This is a genomic window from Corynebacterium sp. ED61 (assembly GCF_015233855.1).
Taxonomy (GTDB): Bacteria; Actinomycetota; Actinomycetes; order Mycobacteriales; family Mycobacteriaceae; genus Corynebacterium; species Corynebacterium dentalis.
This window is the reverse complement of record NZ_JADGIT010000004.1, coordinates 186,805-202,389: the sequence shown is the minus strand read 5'-3', so window position 1 is coordinate 202,389 and position 15,585 is coordinate 186,805. Positions and strand designations below refer to the sequence as shown.

Annotated in this window: 18 protein-coding genes; 2 read left to right on the top strand and 16 right to left on the bottom strand. The window is 62.7% G+C overall.

The features are described from left to right. From IM764_RS06355 to dacB, 11 genes are all read right to left on the bottom strand, one after another. A complete protein-coding gene (locus IM764_RS06355) occupies nt 1-912 on the bottom strand; it encodes a Rossmann-like and DUF2520 domain-containing protein (RefSeq protein WP_194187316.1) in 912 nt (303 codons plus the stop codon). Nucleotides 913-941: 29 nt separating this feature from the next. Further along, nucleotides 942-2,096, bottom strand: a complete 1,155-nt coding sequence (locus tag IM764_RS06350) for a DUF6779 domain-containing protein (RefSeq protein WP_194187315.1) — start codon at nt 2,094-2,096, stop codon at nt 942-944. Then, the gene (locus IM764_RS06345) at nt 2,093-2,578 is read right to left on the bottom strand and encodes a DUF3180 domain-containing protein (protein ID WP_099298114.1); all 486 of its coding nucleotides are present in this window, start codon (nt 2,576-2,578) and stop codon (nt 2,093-2,095) included. The genes IM764_RS06350 and IM764_RS06345 overlap by 4 nt, the downstream gene beginning before the upstream one ends. A 5-nt stretch (nt 2,579-2,583) precedes the next feature. After that, nucleotides 2,584-3,177 (bottom strand): 2-amino-4-hydroxy-6-hydroxymethyldihydropteridine diphosphokinase, encoded by a 594-nt coding sequence (gene folK, locus IM764_RS06340; RefSeq protein ID WP_234990792.1) that lies wholly within the window; start codon nt 3,175-3,177, stop codon nt 2,584-2,586. Nucleotides 3,178-3,187: 10 nt separating this feature from the next. Next, complete coding sequence (gene folB / locus IM764_RS06335; RefSeq protein WP_194187314.1) at nt 3,188-3,556, bottom strand: dihydroneopterin aldolase; 369 nt, start codon at nt 3,554-3,556, stop codon at nt 3,188-3,190. A gap of 33 nt (nt 3,557-3,589) precedes the next feature. Beyond that, a complete protein-coding gene (folP, locus tag IM764_RS06330; protein ID WP_099298285.1) occupies nt 3,590-4,474 on the bottom strand; it encodes a dihydropteroate synthase in 885 nt (294 codons plus the stop codon). 80 nt (nt 4,475-4,554) lie between these two features. Next, entirely contained in the window at nt 4,555-5,139 is a 585-nt protein-coding gene (folE, locus tag IM764_RS06325; protein ID WP_194187313.1) for a GTP cyclohydrolase I FolE, read from the bottom strand. After that, entirely contained in the window at nt 5,139-7,595 is a 2,457-nt protein-coding gene (gene ftsH, locus IM764_RS06320; RefSeq protein ID WP_194187312.1) for an ATP-dependent zinc metalloprotease FtsH, read from the bottom strand. Before ftsH ends, folE begins: the two co-directional genes overlap by 1 nt. Nucleotides 7,596-7,653: 58 nt before the next feature. Beyond that, on the bottom strand, nt 7,654-8,280 hold the full coding sequence (gene hpt / locus IM764_RS06315) for a hypoxanthine phosphoribosyltransferase (RefSeq protein WP_370551560.1): 627 nt from the start codon (nt 8,278-8,280) through the stop codon (nt 7,654-7,656). A gap of 17 nt (nt 8,281-8,297) precedes the next feature. After that, nucleotides 8,298-9,398: a tRNA lysidine(34) synthetase TilS gene (gene tilS / locus IM764_RS06310; RefSeq protein ID WP_099298118.1), complete on the bottom strand. Its 1,101-nt coding sequence runs from the start codon at nt 9,396-9,398 to the stop codon at nt 8,298-8,300. 10 nt (nt 9,399-9,408) lie between these two features. Continuing rightward, nucleotides 9,409-10,809: a D-alanyl-D-alanine carboxypeptidase/D-alanyl-D-alanine-endopeptidase gene (dacB, locus tag IM764_RS06305; protein WP_099298119.1), complete on the bottom strand. Its 1,401-nt coding sequence runs from the start codon at nt 10,807-10,809 to the stop codon at nt 9,409-9,411. Between the two features lie 113 nt (nt 10,810-10,922). Between dacB and IM764_RS06300 the strand changes: the two genes are divergently transcribed. Then, on the top strand, nt 10,923-11,405 hold the full coding sequence (locus IM764_RS06300) for an inorganic diphosphatase (RefSeq protein WP_099298120.1): 483 nt from the start codon (nt 10,923-10,925) through the stop codon (nt 11,403-11,405). Nucleotides 11,406-11,427: 22 nt separating this feature from the next. Here the strand turns inward: IM764_RS06300 and IM764_RS06295 are convergent, their stop codons facing one another. Genes IM764_RS06295 through IM764_RS06275 form a run of 5 tightly spaced genes read right to left on the bottom strand, consistent with a single transcriptional unit; the run spans nt 11,428 to nt 15,068 of the window. Beyond that, nucleotides 11,428-13,005: a polyamine aminopropyltransferase gene (locus tag IM764_RS06295; RefSeq protein ID WP_099298121.1), complete on the bottom strand. Its 1,578-nt coding sequence runs from the start codon at nt 13,003-13,005 to the stop codon at nt 11,428-11,430. Beyond that, nucleotides 12,993-13,439: a DUF350 domain-containing protein gene (locus tag IM764_RS06290; protein ID WP_099298122.1), complete on the bottom strand. Its 447-nt coding sequence runs from the start codon at nt 13,437-13,439 to the stop codon at nt 12,993-12,995. Before IM764_RS06290 ends, IM764_RS06295 begins: the two co-directional genes overlap by 13 nt. A 45-nt stretch (nt 13,440-13,484) precedes the next feature. Next, on the bottom strand, nt 13,485-13,898 hold the full coding sequence (locus tag IM764_RS06285) for a DUF4247 domain-containing protein (protein ID WP_099298123.1): 414 nt from the start codon (nt 13,896-13,898) through the stop codon (nt 13,485-13,487). Further along, complete coding sequence (locus IM764_RS06280) at nt 13,895-14,440, bottom strand: DUF2617 family protein (RefSeq protein ID WP_194187311.1); 546 nt, start codon at nt 14,438-14,440, stop codon at nt 13,895-13,897. The genes IM764_RS06285 and IM764_RS06280 overlap by 4 nt, the downstream gene beginning before the upstream one ends. A 4-nt stretch (nt 14,441-14,444) precedes the next feature. Beyond that, nucleotides 14,445-15,068, bottom strand: a complete 624-nt coding sequence (locus IM764_RS06275; protein WP_194187310.1) for a DUF4178 domain-containing protein — start codon at nt 15,066-15,068, stop codon at nt 14,445-14,447. Between the two features lie 91 nt (nt 15,069-15,159). On the opposite strand from IM764_RS06275, the gene IM764_RS06270 reads away from it, so the two are divergent. Beyond that, nucleotides 15,160-15,474, top strand: a complete 315-nt coding sequence (locus IM764_RS06270) for a rhodanese-like domain-containing protein (RefSeq protein WP_099298126.1) — start codon at nt 15,160-15,162, stop codon at nt 15,472-15,474. Nucleotides 15,475-15,585 lie beyond the last annotated feature (111 nt).

Genomic DNA, 15,585 nt, shown 5'->3' with positions numbered 1-15,585 from the left:
TTAGCGTAGTCGCATGCTCATCTCAGCGAGAACCCGCTCTACCTCTAGCGAGTGCAGCATCTGCGCGGTGCGCTCCGCCATGGGGATGTAGGCGCCGGTGAAGTTCGCCGCTGCGGAGTCTTTCTCTAGCGCGCGCAGAGCCTCGATGTGGCGCATCACTGCGGGGGCATCGTCGCGGGCAACGGGCCCGGTCAGGCCGTGCATCCGCTGGCTGAGCGCTTTGTCCACGGCCACGGGCACGATGGTGCGCAGCAGTGTGGCGGATTCTGGGGTGTGTGGGGGCGGTCCCGAGCTGGGATCTTCGGCTAAGACGTGGTCCAGCATGCGTTGGGCGTCGGACAACAAGGTGACCACGTAGTTGGCCGCATAGGAAATGGCGGCGTGGTACGCGGGGCGTTTGGCTTCCGGAACGTGCACGGCCACCCCACCCATGGAGCTAACCAGCAGCTCGGCGACCATATTGCCAGTCTCAGAATCGGCGGTCACGCCCCATGCGCAGCCCATGAGGTGCGTGGTGTCATCGGCATTTCCCGCAAAAGTCATCACGGGATGCAAGGCCAGTGGCAGTGCCCCGGTGTCCGTGATGGGCTGAAGAATCTCGCACCCGTGCGCGCCGGAGGTGTGCGCCACCATTTGTCCATCGCGGGTGATGGCGGCGACTTGCTCGATGACCTCGTCCAGCACCGTATCCGGCACGGCGATGATCACCAGCGCGGCCTGCGCGGCTTCCTCCAGCGACACGATTGCCGTGTTAGGCAAGCGCTCGGCCACTCGCGCTCGCGAGGCATCTCCTCGCGCCACGATCCCGTGGATGTGGTGCCCGGCAGCTGCCAGCCGTTCAGCGACTGCGGTCCCCACCGCGCCGCCGCCGATCACGCCCACGGACAGTCGCGGTTGTTGCATATCGTCCATGTTGAGTGCTTCGCGCCTCGTGTCCCCGTTTACTTTTCTTTAAAGCGAGCCATGAGCTCGGCCACGGTCAGGCCGCCGGATTCATCAGCGCGACGACGTCCGTGTGCGGTGTCCTGTGCGTCTTCTTCCTTTTTCCGACGCCGACCGCCACCCTGACCAGCCTGACCAGCCGGCTTCTGAGGTGCGGCGGATTCCGCGGCATCGGCACGACGGCGCCCACCGGTGTGGGAAGTTTCCAACGGTGCGCTGTGGCGGGAATGCGCTGCGGTATCTGCAGAAGGAGTGGCTGCTGCAGGAGCAGACACAGTAGCCGGAGCGGATGCAGACTTAGAAGCCGAAGTGCCGAAAGAGGAAGCGGGAGCGCTTGGCTTAGGCTCGTCTTCCATCGCGGTGGTGTCTACCACCAGTGGCAGCTGCGTGGTCTCCTGCGTGTCTTGTCCGTCCCAGCGCACGGCAGCGAAAGAGCCGGTGGAGAAGCTGGTGGTCGCCTTGCCGTGCTTGCCCTTGGGTGCTGCAGATGATGCAGCGCTGGAGGCCGATGCCGCCGCAGGACGGGAAGCAGCAGAAGCTGCTGGCTTGGAATCCGGCACAGGTGCGGACTGTGGCTGTGCCGGTGGCGTGCTGGTGCCGCCCAGCTCGCGGACGCGCTCAGCGCGAGCGTGCACGGAAGCCTGCTCTTCTCCGTAATCACGGCCAGTCAGGCTGGTCAGCTGCGAACGCAGCACGGCCAGCTCTTGGCGCAGCTGCTCCAGGTGCTCGTCGCGCTGATCCCGCATGCGCTGTTCGTAGCTGGATTCCAGCATGGCCTCACGCTGCTGGTGCTCGGACTTCTCGCGGCGCAGCTCGGAGGTGTGCATGCGCTGCATTTGGCGGTTGCGGTCCCGCTCCGCGGTCAGCGCGCTGGAGTAACGGCTGACCAGAATAGCTCCCAACACAGCGGCCCAGAGTGCCGCGATCACGGCGATCTTCAACCAGAAGTCTGAGTCCATGAACAGCATCAGGAGGCTGGCCACCACGGCCAGGATCAGCAGTCCGAACATCAACAGCTTGGACATCCGCCCTTCGCCCTGCTCGGCGGAGCCGCGACGTGAATCTCCGGAGCGATCGCGGGTCGAGGACTCGTCGCGGAGCTCCCGCGAGGGCCGAGCCTGACGATCATGCTGAGGTTGAGGCTGAAAACTCATGCGTTCAGCCTACCTTGCGCAGGTGGATCCATTGGCGGAGCCACGCAACCTCGTTCCAACCACGCCCCAGCAACCGCCGCGCACACGCCACCGACCACGCCGCCAATCACGCCTGGCACGTCATCAGCCGCCGCCTGCAAATGTCCCGCGTTCAACAGCACGTGGATACCAATACCTGCATAGACTCCGCCCAGCACAGCTCCGATCCACGCCACGGCCTGACCAATGAGCATCCATTGCGCCACCGTCAGCGGGCTCATCTGGCTACTGTCTTGCCCAATTTCCCCCTCGTCAATCCGCTTGCGCACCATCCACCCCATCACAGCGCAGGCCACGGCAAAGACAAACAGGAACACGCACGCGGTGAGCTCAATGGGCGGGAAGGAACCATAAAAAGCCCACGTGGCAGCCCATGCGATCACCACGGCGATCCCCGTGCCCCATGCCAGGGCACTCAGCGGTGTGGGCTGCATTTCCTTCATGGCTACTACCTTAAACTCCCGCGAGACAGCCGAACATCCCACTGCGCAGATTCCACAGCCTGCACGCCGGCCACCTCCTCCTGCTCCGCGGCAGCCAGCTCCTCCAGCCACTGGTGCACTCCCCTGCCCTTGAGCGTCACCCCGGGCGCGCCCGCCAGCTCGAGGTCAGCCCATGGCACCAGCACAAACGCTCTTTGATGCGCGTACGGGTGCGGCACAATCAGCTCCTCACCCCAGGCTCCGTCGGAGGTGATGGGGACAGCGGTGGCGTCAGAAAGAAAAGAAAACAATGCCAGCACATCCACGTCCAGGGTGCGCGGGCCCCACCGCACGTCGCGCACGCGCTGCGCAGCCTGCTCCACGTCTTGGCAGGCATGCAAAAAGTCCAAAGGTTCCAGTTCGGTCTCCACTGCGATGACGGCATTGCGGAACTCGTCCTGCTCGTAGACTCCCCACGGCGGCGTGGCGTACATCCGCGAATGCTCCACGATCCGCCCCGCCCCGGAGTCTTCCAGCAACGAGGCTGCGCGCACCAGCTGAGCATCGACAGAAGCCACCTCTCCCGGCATGTTGCTGCCGAGTCCCACGAACGCCAACACCAGCTGCCTCCTACTTGTTCTTGTAGGAACGGCGCGCCACCACGCGCACGTCGGCAAACGGGTAGTCGATTGGTGCCTGGGGCTTATGCACGGTGACCTCCACGGCCATCGCCCCGTCCAGCTCGATGATCTTGTCCGCGATGTTGGTGGCCAGGGTCTCGATGAGATCGTTGCTCAGCCCCTGTACCAATTCCACGGCAATGTTGGCCAGATCCACGTAGGAAATGGTGTCTGCGATGGAATCCGAGTTGGCGGCGTGCGAGAAATCCGTCCACACCACCATGTCCACCAGGAACTTCTGCCCGGTGTTCTTTTCGTGCTCATAGACGCCGTGGTAGCCATAGGCTTCCAGTCCGATGAGTTCGATGCGATCTGCCACGGTGTGCTTCTCCTCGCGTGAATTGGTTGGTGGTTAGGTTACGGTGCGCCGGGCTCGCCAGGTCTCATCGACCTCCGGTCCTTTGCCCGACGCCAGCGCGTAGGCCACGTCCACTGCCGCCCGATTCTGGGCAACTTTATGGACCCGCACCGCCCACGCTCCAGCGTGCGCACTTAAGGCAGAGACGGCTGCGGTGGCATCATCAGCCGATTCCGGGGTCCCCGGTTGTCCATCCGCACCCGGGCGCAGCGCGGTCAAGAAGCGCTTGCGCGAGGCCCCCACCAGCACCGGATACCCCAGATCTGCAATGGCCTTCACTGCACCCAGCAGCGCCCAATTATCCTGCGGGTTCTTGGCAAAGCCAATACCGGGATCCAGAATCAGCTTGTCCGGGGACACACCCGCGGCCAACGCGGCGTCCGCCCGGTCTTGCAGCCAGTCACGCACGTGCTCCACGATGTCCTGGCCGTGATAGCGGTATCCCTCCGCGCCAGCAAAGCTCTCCGCGTTCCAGTGCATGAGGCACAGCTGCGGGGATTGTCCGTCTGGGGTGGTCACGCTGGCTGCGACCTCCAGCATGTCCTCGTCCGCGAGGCCACCGGAGACGTCGTTGATGATGTGCGCGCCAGCTTCCACGGCGGCGCGGGCGGTGGACGCGCGCATGGTATCCACGCTGATCAACACGCCATTTTCTTCCACTGCGGGGTGCGCGCGGAGTTGCTGCACTACCGGCACCACGCGGCTTTGTTCGCGCTCCGCGTTCACTCGGGTGGCACCGGGGCGGGTGGATTCCCCGCCGATATCGATGATGTCTGCGCCCTGCTCAATCATCGCCAGCGCGTTGCGCACGGCGGTTTCTGTATCCGGGTTGGCCCCGCCGTCGGAAAAAGAATCTTCCGTGACGTTGAGGATGCCCATCACCAGCGTGCGGGAGGGCACGCCGGGTGCAGTTGCGGCGGGATCTACAGCATCGGCTCCCAAGGAGTTGTTCGGTTGTGTCACTTGCCGTCTCGAATGAGGTTGAAGGCCTCGGCGCGGGTCGCCGCGCTGGATTCCAGCACGCCGCGAACGGCGGAGGTAATGGTGTTGGCTCCTGGCTTGCGAATGCCGCGCATCGCCATGCACAAGTGCTCGGCCTCGATGACCACGATGACTCCGGCGGGATCCAGGCGTTCCATCAACGCATCTGCCACCTGGGTGGTCAGGCGCTCTTGCACCTGGGGGCGCTTGGCCATGCCGTCCACCAAGCGGGCCAGTTTGGATAGCCCGGTGACCTTGCCGTCCTTGCCCGGGATGTAGCCAATGTGTGCGGTACCAAAGAAGGGAACCAAGTGGTGCTCACAGGTGGAGTAGAACTGAATGTCCCGCACCATGACCATCTCCCTGTGGTCCTCGCTGAAGGTCTTGCTGAGGACCTCAGTGGGGTCTTCGTAGAGGCCAGAGAAGATCTCTTGATAAGCGCGAGCCACGCGAGCTGGGGTTTCCTGCAGACCTTCGCGGTCTGGATTTTCGCCTACTGCGATCAGCAGTTCCCGAATAGCTGCTTCTGCGCGCTGCTGGTCAAACTCAGGACGTGACTCCACTACTTCTCCTCATTCTTTCCATCACCGTCGCGATAAGTCTCGCGGTCTCCGTAACCATCACCTTCCGGCGCCCGGTGCTTGTGCGTTCCTTTTTGGCGCGGGGTTTCCCACGGGAAGGTCTGCTTCGGCGGCTCGCTGCGCGGTGAGTCATTGCGTGGTGAGTCGCTGCGTGGTGAGTCATTGTGAGGCTGCTCGTTGCGCGTCACATCCTCACCGTTCCGACGCTTCACAGGGGCATCGTCCGAGGTCCACGGGTTGTCCGGCTGCTCGTTGTCCGGCAGGCGGAATCCGCGCTGCTCGCTCAGTGGCACGGCCTTGTGTTCTGGCTTTCCGTTGTTCTGCCCTGGCTGCCCATCGGTGCCACCCCACAAGTGATCGTGGTGATCGCCAGAACCCCGCGATGCCTTGTCGGCTTCCTGGGCTTCGCGCAAGCTGCGCTTCTGTTCTTCCTTGCGTCGTTCGATGCGTGCCCGGCGCGCTGCGGAGAAGAAGTCGTTGCGCTTCGGTGGCTCCTCGCCGCGCTCCTTGGCCAGCTCGGTTGGAGTCTTGACGGGCTCGCGGTAATCCCGCGGGCGGTCCACGTCTTGGAACGGGAATACGTCGGAGATTTCGCGCAGCTCGATGCCCTCGAAGATGGCCTCCAAGTCCGGGCGGCGCAGAGTCTCCTTCTCCAGCAGCTTCTGCGCCAGAGTGTCCAAGTACTCGCGGTTGTCCCGCAGGATGGCATAGGCGGTGGCCTGCGCCTTATCCAGCAGTGCGCGCACTTCGTTATCGATCAGTGCCGCGACTTCCTGGCTTGGGCGAGACTCCCCTCCACCTTGTCCGCCTTGTGCGCGGAAAGGATCGCCGCCGTCAGTGCCGTACTTCACCGCACCAATCTTGGGGCTCATGCCCAGCTCCATGACCATGGCGCGCGCAGTGTTGGAGGCCATCTCGATATCGGACGATGCGCCGGAGGTGGGGTTACCGAACACCAGCTCCTCAGCCGCGCGGCCACCCATGGCAAATACCAAGCGAGCGAACAGCTCAGAGCGGTTGTACATGCCCTTGTCGTCTTCTGGCACCGTCAGCGCATGTCCACCAGTGCGACCACGGGCGAGGATGGTCACCTTGTACACGCGGTCAATGTCCTTGAGCGCCCATGCGGCCAGGGTGTGTCCACCCTCGTGGTAGGCCGTGATCTTCTTTTCCTGCTCGGAGATGATCTTGGTGGAACGGCGTGGTCCACCAATCACGCGATCGGTGGCTTCTTCCAGTGCATCGCCAGTGATGACGTTGCCGTCCACGCGGGCGGTCAGCAGCGCGGCCTCATTCAGCACGTTCTCCAAGTCTGCGCCGGACATGCCAGCGGTGCGCTTGGCCAGAGACTTCAGATCCACATCTGTGGCCAACGGCTTGCCCTTGGCGTGCACGCGCAGGATCTGCTCACGGCCGGACAGGTCCGGGTTGCTCACGGGGATCTGACGGTCAAAACGGCCCGGGCGCAGCAGCGCAGGGTCCAGGATGTCCGGACGGTTGGTCGCGGCCATGAGGATCACGCCTTCGCGGTCACCAAAGCCATCCATCTCCACCAGCAGCTGGTTCAGGGTCTGCTCGCGCTCGTCGTGTCCGCCGCCCATGCCGGAGCCGCGCTGGCGACCCACGGCGTCGATCTCATCCACGAAGATGATGCACGGGGAGTTCTCCTTGGCCTGCTTGAACAGGTCGCGCACGCGGGACGCACCCACGCCCACGAACATCTCCACGAAGTCGGAGCCAGAGATGGAGTAGAACGGCACGCCAGACTCGCCAGCCACTGCGCGGGCCAGCAGGGTCTTACCCGTTCCGGGAGGGCCGTAGAGCAATACGCCACGGGGAATCTTGGCGCCCAATTCCTCATAGCGCGCAGGGTTGGACAGGAAGTCGCGGATTTCGTCGAGTTCCTCGACTGCCTCGTCCGCACCGGCAACATCGTCGAAGGTGGTGTCCGGGTTGTCCTTGTTCAGCTCCTTGTGCCGGGACTTGCCCATGCCGAATGGGCCGCCCATGCCGCCGCCGTTCATGCGGCTCATCAGGAACAGCAGCAGTCCCATGATCAGAACCAGCGGCAGGAACATCATCAGCAGGGAGCCGAGGAAGCTGTCCTGTGTGACGTTGGTATTGAACTTCTCCGCCCCAGAGTCCTGGACGGCGGTGAAGATCCGGTCCCCTGTGCGAGCGGGGTAACTGGTGATGATCTGTTCGATGCCATCTTTCCCGTCTAGGGAGATGGAATCCTTGAGCTTGATCTCCAGCTGCTGCTCGCGGTCGTTGATCTGCACCTCAGAGACGTTCTTGTCCTTGAGCTGTTCCAACGCCACAGAGGTTTCGACCTGCTCGTACCCGCGGGTGCTATCCGTGAGCACGGAGAAGGTGTAGATGCCGATGAGGATGGCGGCGACGATTCCCGCGATCCTCAGCACTTTCGTCTTATCCATAGTTCCTGTCGTTAGGTAAAAAGGCGCTGCTGGTTTTTATACCGTTGTGTGCTTGTGTTCACTGGTACACGCGCGGGCGCAGCGTACCCACGAATGGCAGGTCGCGGTAGCGTTCCGCGAAGTCGAGTCCGTAGCCCACCACGAATTCGTTGGGAATATCGAATCCCACCTCGGCGAGGTTTTCGATGTCCACCTTCACTGCATCGGGTTTTCGCAGCAAGGTCACCACGGACAGGCTGCGGGGCTGGCGGTTGCGCAGGTTCTTCATCAGCCAGGACAGGGTGAGTCCGGAATCGATGATGTCTTCCACAATCACCACGTCATGATCGCGGATGTCGCGGTCCAGGTCCTTGAGGATGCGCACCACACCGGAGGAGCTGGTGGAGTTGCCGTAAGAGGATACGGCCATGAATTCCAGCTGGGTGGGCACGGACATCTCGCGGGCGAAGTCGGTGATGAAGAAGACCGCTCCCTTGAGCACGCAGATCAGGATGAGGTCCTTATCGGAATCCTTGAACTTCTCCGAGGTGGCCTGTGCCAGCTCGCGAATGCGCGCATCCAGCGTTTCTTTATCGATCAGCACGCTTTCCAGATCGTCCCCGTAGCGGTTTGCGGGCACGTCGAAGTTCTTTTCGCTCAGCAGGCTGGTGCTGGGCAGGTTGGTGCTGGGCTTGTTGCTGGGCATATCCGTCAACCCGATCCTCATTGTGTTTCTTTGTGGCGTGCAATCACGTCGAGAAATAGCTGCCTGTTCTGGCGGCGCACTACCAATCGATGCGTGGTGCGCCTCGCTGGGTTCATTGTAGGCCAGTGGGTGGGCCAGGGGACAGAGACGGGTCCTTGTCCTCTCCAAGCGATCACCAGCGCGTCAATCGCCTCCATGTGCGCATTCGTCAACGGCCCCACGTGTTCGCCGAGCCATGCGCGATAGATCCGTCGCCTCACTGCGGCCAGCTCGGTGGCGATGGTTCGGCAATCCAGTGGTGCTGGTTGATCGTTTTTATCCGACGCCAACCTCTCCCCTCCCCGCTGGTCCTCCATAGCCTGCAGCTGGTGGCGAGCGAGCTGATCCAGGGCGGTGGCGTCGTCCCGCAACAAACGCGAGGACACGGCGAGGTTGTCTACCACGGCCTCCCCGAGGATCGCCCGCATCTGCGGGAGCAATTTGGTGCGGATGCGGGAGCGAAGGTAATCGGCGGATTCGTTGTGCGGGTCCACCCAAAAGTCCAGCTCGGCGTGGTGGCAGGTGCGTTCGGTGTCTGCTCTCGTGGCGTGGAGTAAGGGTCTACCCACCCAGCCGGCACCGGAGTGCACGGCGGGGTGTTCGGTGGTCAGGGCGTGCATGCCGGCCAGTGAATCGGTGCCGGAGCCGCGTGCCAGCGCAAGGAGAAAACCTTCCGCGTCATCGGAGGCGGTGTGAGCCACCAGCACGCCGCGCCCCTCGGCTACCTGCCCAAGCGCTTGATACCTGGCAGCCCGAGCAGGCCCTTCACCGGTTTCTGCAATGTTCACCGTCACCACGCGCGAGCGCGCTCCCAGAGTTTCAGCCTGCTGCGCGGCCCTAGCGGCCACGTGAGCGGAACCGACTTGCAGCTGGTGGTCAACCACTACGGCTTCCACGTCCAGCCCGGCGCGAATTGCCGCGTGCACCAAGGCCAAGGAATCCGCGCCACCGGATAAGCCCACCACCACGGATTGCGGATTGCTACCTGTGAGCTGCTCGTGAATGCCGGGATGTTCGCGCTGCACCCACTCCAGCCAGCGCTGGGTGTGGGCGGCGGTGGAGATATGCGGGCGGCTCATGACCTAGCGTTTAGGCATCCCGCAGGGAGTTGGCCAGGCGGTCCAGGGCTGCCCTAGAGGCGTCTATGTTTTCGCCGGTGGCCAGGAACGCGAAGGTCAACACGCGGCCGGACGTGGTGGTGATGGTCCCCGCCAGAGTATTGACGCCAGACAGTGTGCCCGTCTTCGCCCGTACCCAGCCAGCGGAATCTTCTGCGCCACTTCCCGTGGCGTAGCGGTTGACCAAGGTGCCGTCCACCGCAGAGACCGGCAACTGCTCCAGCAGTGAGTGCAGATCGTGGTTGGAGAGCACCTGATCCAGGTGGTGCGCGCTGAGTCGGTTGGACGTGCTCATTCCGGAGTTGTCCTTGAGCACGGCCTTGTCTAGATCCACGCCGTGGTCTCGGAGCACAGCAAGGGTGGATTCGGTGGCGCCCGCGAACGTCCGCGGCGCGTCCTGAGATCCCGCCACCTCGCGCGCAATGGCCTCGGCCAGCAGGTTGTCCGAGTGCACCAGTGTGTCATGGATGCGGGTGTTCAACGGAGCCGATTCCACCCCGCCCAGCCAGGTCAGATCCTCAGGCAGAGAATCCTGGGCGTTGCCGTCCACGGATGCCGTCATCGGGGTGGCGGCGGTGGCGTTTTCCACATCGATGGTCACGTCACTAAGGCCCAATTGGCCCGCGAGGACCCGGGCGGCGTCCTTGCCTGGCTCGGTAGAACGAGGCGAATAAGACTCGGTGGGGTTGATGCGACCAGCGTTCAGCATCACGGAATCCAGGTTGGTGACGTTGCCACCGGCGATGTCATCTGTATCCCACGTGGAGTTGAACAGGTCGCCCTCGCGCACGGAGTTGTCCACCACGATGTGATCGATCTTCTGCCCCTTGATCTGCGGGCGGATCTTGTCCGTCAGTTCGCGGACACTGGTCGCATCGCTAAAAAATCCCTTGCCGGGTTCTGCGGACAGGGTGATATCTCCCTCGCCCACCAAGATCAGCTCCCCTGGACGGCGCTGGACCACGTAAGTTTCCAGGCGCTCGTCGTCATCCAGCGCCAAGGTGGCCGCACCCGTGGTGACCACCTTGGTCACGCTGGCCGGGGTGCGCAGTTTGTCCTGGTCTTTTGCCCACAGCGTCTCCCCGGAGGCCAAATCCGTGACCTCAGCGGTCAGCTCACCGAGTGCTGGATCCTTCGCCGTACGGGCCACCGCGCTGTCCACGTCCGGCAGCTCACCGGCCCCACCGGTGGAATCTTCCGGCGCTTCCAGCACCGGCTGCGCCGAGGTGTGCTCGCTGCGCGGTGCTGCCTGCACCTCGTAGCGGTTTGCCGCGTGCCAGAGCAGCCCAGCTGCCACCACGAGGGCAACCACCACGAGGAAAATCGTGACGGCTATCCACCAACGGGTGCGGGATGTCTTCTGACTACTCACAACAAGCCACTCTAGCGTTGCCTCCTTATCTACAGGTGCAAGGGAGACACGATAAGATAGGCGCGTTGTTTAATTAATTCACTACGAGTATCGCGAAGGGTGGCGCTTTAACCATGAGCTCCAACAGCATCGAAGTAACCATCGAAATCCCCAAGGGCTCCCGCAATAAGTACGAGGTTGACCACGAGACCGGCAAGGTCTACCTGGACCGTTACCTGTTCACCCCGATGGCTTACCCAGCTGACTACGGTTTCATCGACCACACCCTGGGCGAAGACGGCGATCCTTTGGACGCGCTGGTCATCATGCCTGAATCCGTGTTCCCCGGCGTGATCGTCAATGCGCGCCCAGTTGGCGTGTTCAAGATGACCGACGAGGCCGGCGGCGATGACAAGCTGCTGTGTGTCATCGACGACGTCCGCTTCGAGAGCTACCAGGACATCGAGGACATCGATCAGTTCACCCGCAACGAAATCGAGCACTTCTTCGTCCACTACAAGGATCTGGAGCCAAACAAGGAAGTTTCCGGCTCTGGCTGGGGCAACAAGGCCGAAGCGCAGAAGATCCTCGACGAGGCTATCGCCCGCTACAAGTAGGCCCTCGCCTGTAGGTTTTTACCTACTCCCCTGCCGCCCGATATCCGCGCCGCAGATCCTCGACAATCACCGGGTGATCCAGCGTGTTGGGCGGCATTTCTATGAGCGGATTATCTGGGGGAAAGATCTCCGCAGCGCGTAGTGTCTCCGCGTTGAGATAGCGCAGTTCAGGTGCCGTGTTCGACACCTGCAACTGTGTGTTGGCGGGCGCGCACATGTTAAAGCCCCAGTCGCCAAAAGTAGGCACCTGTACGTGGTACGGGACCACGTCCGCGCAGCCCGCCGCAGACAGCGTGGAGCGCACGCGATTGAACACGTCCGGCGTGGTGAACGCACTGCCGGACTGCACCACCATCCGCCCTTCTGGCCGGAGCATTTTGTGCAGCAGCCCGTAGAACTCCTCGGAATAGAGCCGAGCCATCGTGTCATTATCTGGGTCGGAGAGATCCACGAGTATGGCGTCGAACGGCTGCACACCTCCACCACCAGCGCGCGCCCACGTGAACGCATCCTCGGTGATCACGTGCACGCGAGGGTCCTCAAGGGAACCGCGATTGTCCTCGCGCAGGACGGTGTTGGCCACCCGGATCATCTCCGGATCCAGCTCCACCTGCTGGATGTCCGTGATGTGATCCATGCGCAGTAACTCGCGAGCGGCGAGGCCATCACCGCCGCCGATGATCAGTACGCGCTGGGTGCTGGGCGTGATGGCGGGATATACCAAGGATTCGGTGTAGCGGTACTCGTCGCGCGTGGAATATTGCAGCCCACCGTTCAAGAACAGGCGGCGATCCTTGCCGACCTTGGTCACCACGATGTCTTGGTACTGCGTTTGCTGTGAGTAGATGATCGGGTCTTCGAATAGGCGTTGGCGGGCTGTCGCCACCACGCCGTCGGAGCGGACGATCAGCACGGACAGGCCCACGATGGCAACGACGATCACCGTTGCCACCAGCACCAAATGTGTGCGTTTGACCGACCATCGCAGCACCAAGCCTGCCACGGCAAGGGCGGCCACCAGGTTCAACAAGCCAGCCGCGGCTGTGCCCTGGAGCAGTCCGAGCGTGGGGAGCAAGAAGAATGGCCACGCCAGGCCGCCCAGCAGCGCGCCCACGTAATCGGCCACGTTCAGGGTCGCGAGAATGGAGCCCGATTCGTTGGCGTCCACCATCCGGCCGCGCTGGAACATCGTCATCAGCAAGGGAAGCTCCGCGCCCACCAGCGCGCCGATGAGCAAGGTCGCCAGCACCAGCAGAATCAAGCTCTGCCCGGTGACGGCGAATGCCAGGTAGAGGATCGTGGCGCTGAGCCCTCCGACCACGCCGAGGATGGCTTCCACCCACAGGAAGGCGGTTTCCGCCCATTTCAGCAGCGGCTTGGCGCACAGCGCGCCCAGGCCGAGCGCGGCCACGTAGCCCGCCACGATCAGGCTCGTTTCTACAATTCCACCGCCGTTGAGGCTAGTGGAGAGCGAGATCAACGCCAGCTCGTAGACCAACCCGGAAGCCGCACACGCGGCCACGGAGAGCAACAGGAAGAACCGCCGCGGGCCGGGCACCAATCCCCGATCTGTGGCGGGCTTGGGCTTTATGTCAGGCATACGGCGTTAACCGCGCCCACGACCACCAGCAGCACGCCGAGAACCAGCGTGGAGCTGCGCAGCTTACGGTCTTCGACCAAGTTGCGGAAGCGCCCAGGGATGGCGATTTCCACCGCCACCATCACGAAAGTCTGCAGCGCCAGGCCTAACAGGGAGTACACGGCGACGTGCAGAATGCCATCGGCCAAGTTCGGCTCAGTGGTAGCTATGGCGGCAATCAGCACCATGCCAATCGCGATCAGCTGGCTTCCTGCCATCACCGCGGCATTCGGCAGGTGGTGGACAAAGACTTGATCGCGCAGCCTGCCGGGGGTCAGAAGGTCTTGGACGAAGAAGGACAGCGCCAGCACGATCAGCGCGATGGCGAAGTAGACCACCGAGGCGAGGATGCCCTCTGCGAGGGGGTAGTCCGCGGCGAGAATGTACTCGTTCATTGTGTTTACCCTGTTCTTGTTTGTTGTCTTGGCCGTGTGTGGGGACTATTTGCTGCCGAAGAAGCTGCCGCCGGTTCCTCCGGACGAGTTCGAGGGAGAACCAGGCGAGAAGCCCGTGCCCAGGAAGATGAAGTGTCCGTTGTTCAGGCGGCGCAGGTCTTCAATTCGGAGGGTGCATGAGCCGGAGCTCTGGGAGATGGTGACCATCTCGCGGGAATAGCGCAGGTAGTAGCTCCCGCGGTCTTCCTTACTGGCTTCCGGGCGGGTCTGAGCGCGCAGTTCTTCATAGGCAGCCTTCGCGTCCGTGCAGGTGTATTGGCTGTCTGAAACGTAGGTGAAGGTCTCTGAGTCCTGCAGGTGGGTGCGCACCGAATCCTTGGTGTTAAATCCCGCGAGCATCACCACGAGGCCGACGACGATCAGCAGCGCGCCCACGCCCACTTTCATCTTCCAGCTCATGCCTGCACCTCCGTTGTTAGCTCTGACTCACTTTCCACCACCGTGAGTTCCGCGGGATAGAAGTGCCACGTTTTCCATCGCGCGGTACCGCCTTCTACCTCTCCCCACAGCGCCGTGAGGTGGTGGTTTCCTTCCCCGGGAAACTTTCCGACCAGCCAGGATTCAGCCTCAGCGGCCTGCAGAATCGTCTCTGCTCGCTCGGCAAATTCTTCTGTCCCCAGCTGCACTGTCCGCGCACGTAGGCGGTAGGTTCCTGTTACCCATCGTTGTTTCTTTTCGACGCCATCACCCAGCGCCATCCCACCTTCCATCGCGTGGCAGCTGATCTCTTCGCGAAGGTGCGCGGAGGGTTGTCCGCCGTCAAGCAGGGTGGCGTCGACAACATGGGAGGCTCCCAGGATGCCAAGGTCGAGCCGAAAACACGCGCCGGAACCCTGCAGCGTCGTGCCGACCAGCACGGTGGGCGCGGGTCCATCCAAGCGCACGCCGAGGGATGCGGCACTGATGTCCTGCGGGGCGACTGCAAGCTGCGTAGTGCTCATGGGCTTACTGTTCTGGCGCGGGATAGACAGTCAGCTCGCCTGGGTAGATGACGTGGCCGAGGGAGATTTCCCAGGGAGCATCGCCAAACTTTTCGTAACTGAGGCGGCGAGGATCATCTGCGCCGGCGACTTCGTAGTCGACATAGCGCATGTCGCCGGAGGCATCTAGGCCGGTGGTTCCCGTGGAGCGGTAGTGAGCAGGGCCGCGTTCGGATTCCCTGAAGCGCACGCCGTTGACCTCGGTTTCCGACGGTGGTTCTTGCTCTGTGGAGGATGGTCCCTTTTCCCAGAGGATTAGCTCTAGGGTCCCTTCGTCTACTTCTACGGAGAAGTAGCGGGAGCCGTTGCCGCCGTCGACCATGTGTTCGTGCCAGACGTAGGGGCCTTGGTTTATCTCGAGGGAACCGCGAACCACGTAGTCCGTTTGCCCATGCCTGATGATCGCGCCGGGGGCGATGTTCTTCGGGCTGAACCTACTTGCCCCATCCACCTCTGCGAAGGGGTCTTTGGGCGTGCGAGCCTGAGCGTTCCTGCCACGCTCTTCATTGCGCTTGTTCAGCCCCTGCATGATGAGGAGAATTCCACCCAGTACCACCAGGATGCCGACGATTACCCACAGCCAATTCATGCCTCCGACCCTAGTTGATGGTCGAGACAGCGGCAGCAGGTGCGAGTAAGGCGGGTGACCAACGCACCTCATTTGCCTATGGTGGGTAGGCATGAGCGATTTTGAAACAGTACAGCCCAACGAAGTCCCCGAAGGCGCACAGCTTGTCGACGTGCGTGAAGCCGATGAGTTTGAGGAATGGCACGCCAAGGGCGCGACCAACCTTCCCCTCTCCGAGCTCCAGGCCCGCTACGGCGAGCTGGATCTGAATGAGGATATCTACGTCATCTGCCTGTCCGGTGGTCGATCGGCTCGTGCCGCGCAGTGGCTGGAGACCAACGGCATCGATTCCATCAACGTGGCCAACGGCACCTCCGGTTGGCGCGATTCCGGCCTGCCTATCGTGCGCGCCGACGATAACGCCTAGAACTCCTCAACCCCACGTCGCGCGAGCCTCTCGGTTCGCGCGTTTCTTCCGGTGCATACACGAATAGTTGGAAGCACCCACAGTTAGACAAGTCCCATATTGGGGATTACT

Excerpts from the sequence above, each read along its gene's own strand:
- tilS (WP_099298118.1), bottom strand. The coding sequence starts at position 9,398 with ATGAGCCGCCCGCATATCTCCACCGCCGCCCACACCCAGCGCTGGCTG.
- IM764_RS06350 (WP_194187315.1), bottom strand. The coding sequence starts at position 2,096 with ATGAGTTTTCAGCCTCAACCTCAGCATGATCGTCAGGCTCGGCCCTCG.
- IM764_RS06270 (WP_099298126.1), top strand. The coding sequence starts at position 15,160 with ATGAGCGATTTTGAAACAGTACAGCCCAACGAAGTCCCCGAAGGCGCA.
- hpt (WP_370551560.1), bottom strand. The coding sequence starts at position 8,280 with ATGCCCAGCAACAAGCCCAGCACCAACCTGCCCAGCACCAGCCTGCTG.
- folP (WP_099298285.1), bottom strand. The coding sequence starts at position 4,474 with ATGGGCATCCTCAACGTCACGGAAGATTCTTTTTCCGACGGCGGGGCC.
- ftsH (WP_194187312.1), bottom strand. The coding sequence starts at position 7,595 with ATGGATAAGACGAAAGTGCTGAGGATCGCGGGAATCGTCGCCGCCATC.
- IM764_RS06355 (WP_194187316.1), bottom strand. The coding sequence starts at position 912 with ATGGACGATATGCAACAACCGCGACTGTCCGTGGGCGTGATCGGCGGC.
- IM764_RS06290 (WP_099298122.1), bottom strand. The coding sequence starts at position 13,439 with ATGAACGAGTACATTCTCGCCGCGGACTACCCCCTCGCAGAGGGCATC.
- IM764_RS06300 (WP_099298120.1), top strand. The coding sequence starts at position 10,923 with ATGAGCTCCAACAGCATCGAAGTAACCATCGAAATCCCCAAGGGCTCC.
- IM764_RS06295 (WP_099298121.1), bottom strand. The coding sequence starts at position 13,005 with ATGCCTGACATAAAGCCCAAGCCCGCCACAGATCGGGGATTGGTGCCC.
- IM764_RS06345 (WP_099298114.1), bottom strand. The coding sequence starts at position 2,578 with ATGAAGGAAATGCAGCCCACACCGCTGAGTGCCCTGGCATGGGGCACG.
- IM764_RS06275 (WP_194187310.1), bottom strand. The coding sequence starts at position 15,068 with ATGAATTGGCTGTGGGTAATCGTCGGCATCCTGGTGGTACTGGGTGGA.
- IM764_RS06280 (WP_194187311.1), bottom strand. The coding sequence starts at position 14,440 with ATGAGCACTACGCAGCTTGCAGTCGCCCCGCAGGACATCAGTGCCGCA.
- IM764_RS06285 (WP_099298123.1), bottom strand. The coding sequence starts at position 13,898 with ATGAGCTGGAAGATGAAAGTGGGCGTGGGCGCGCTGCTGATCGTCGTC.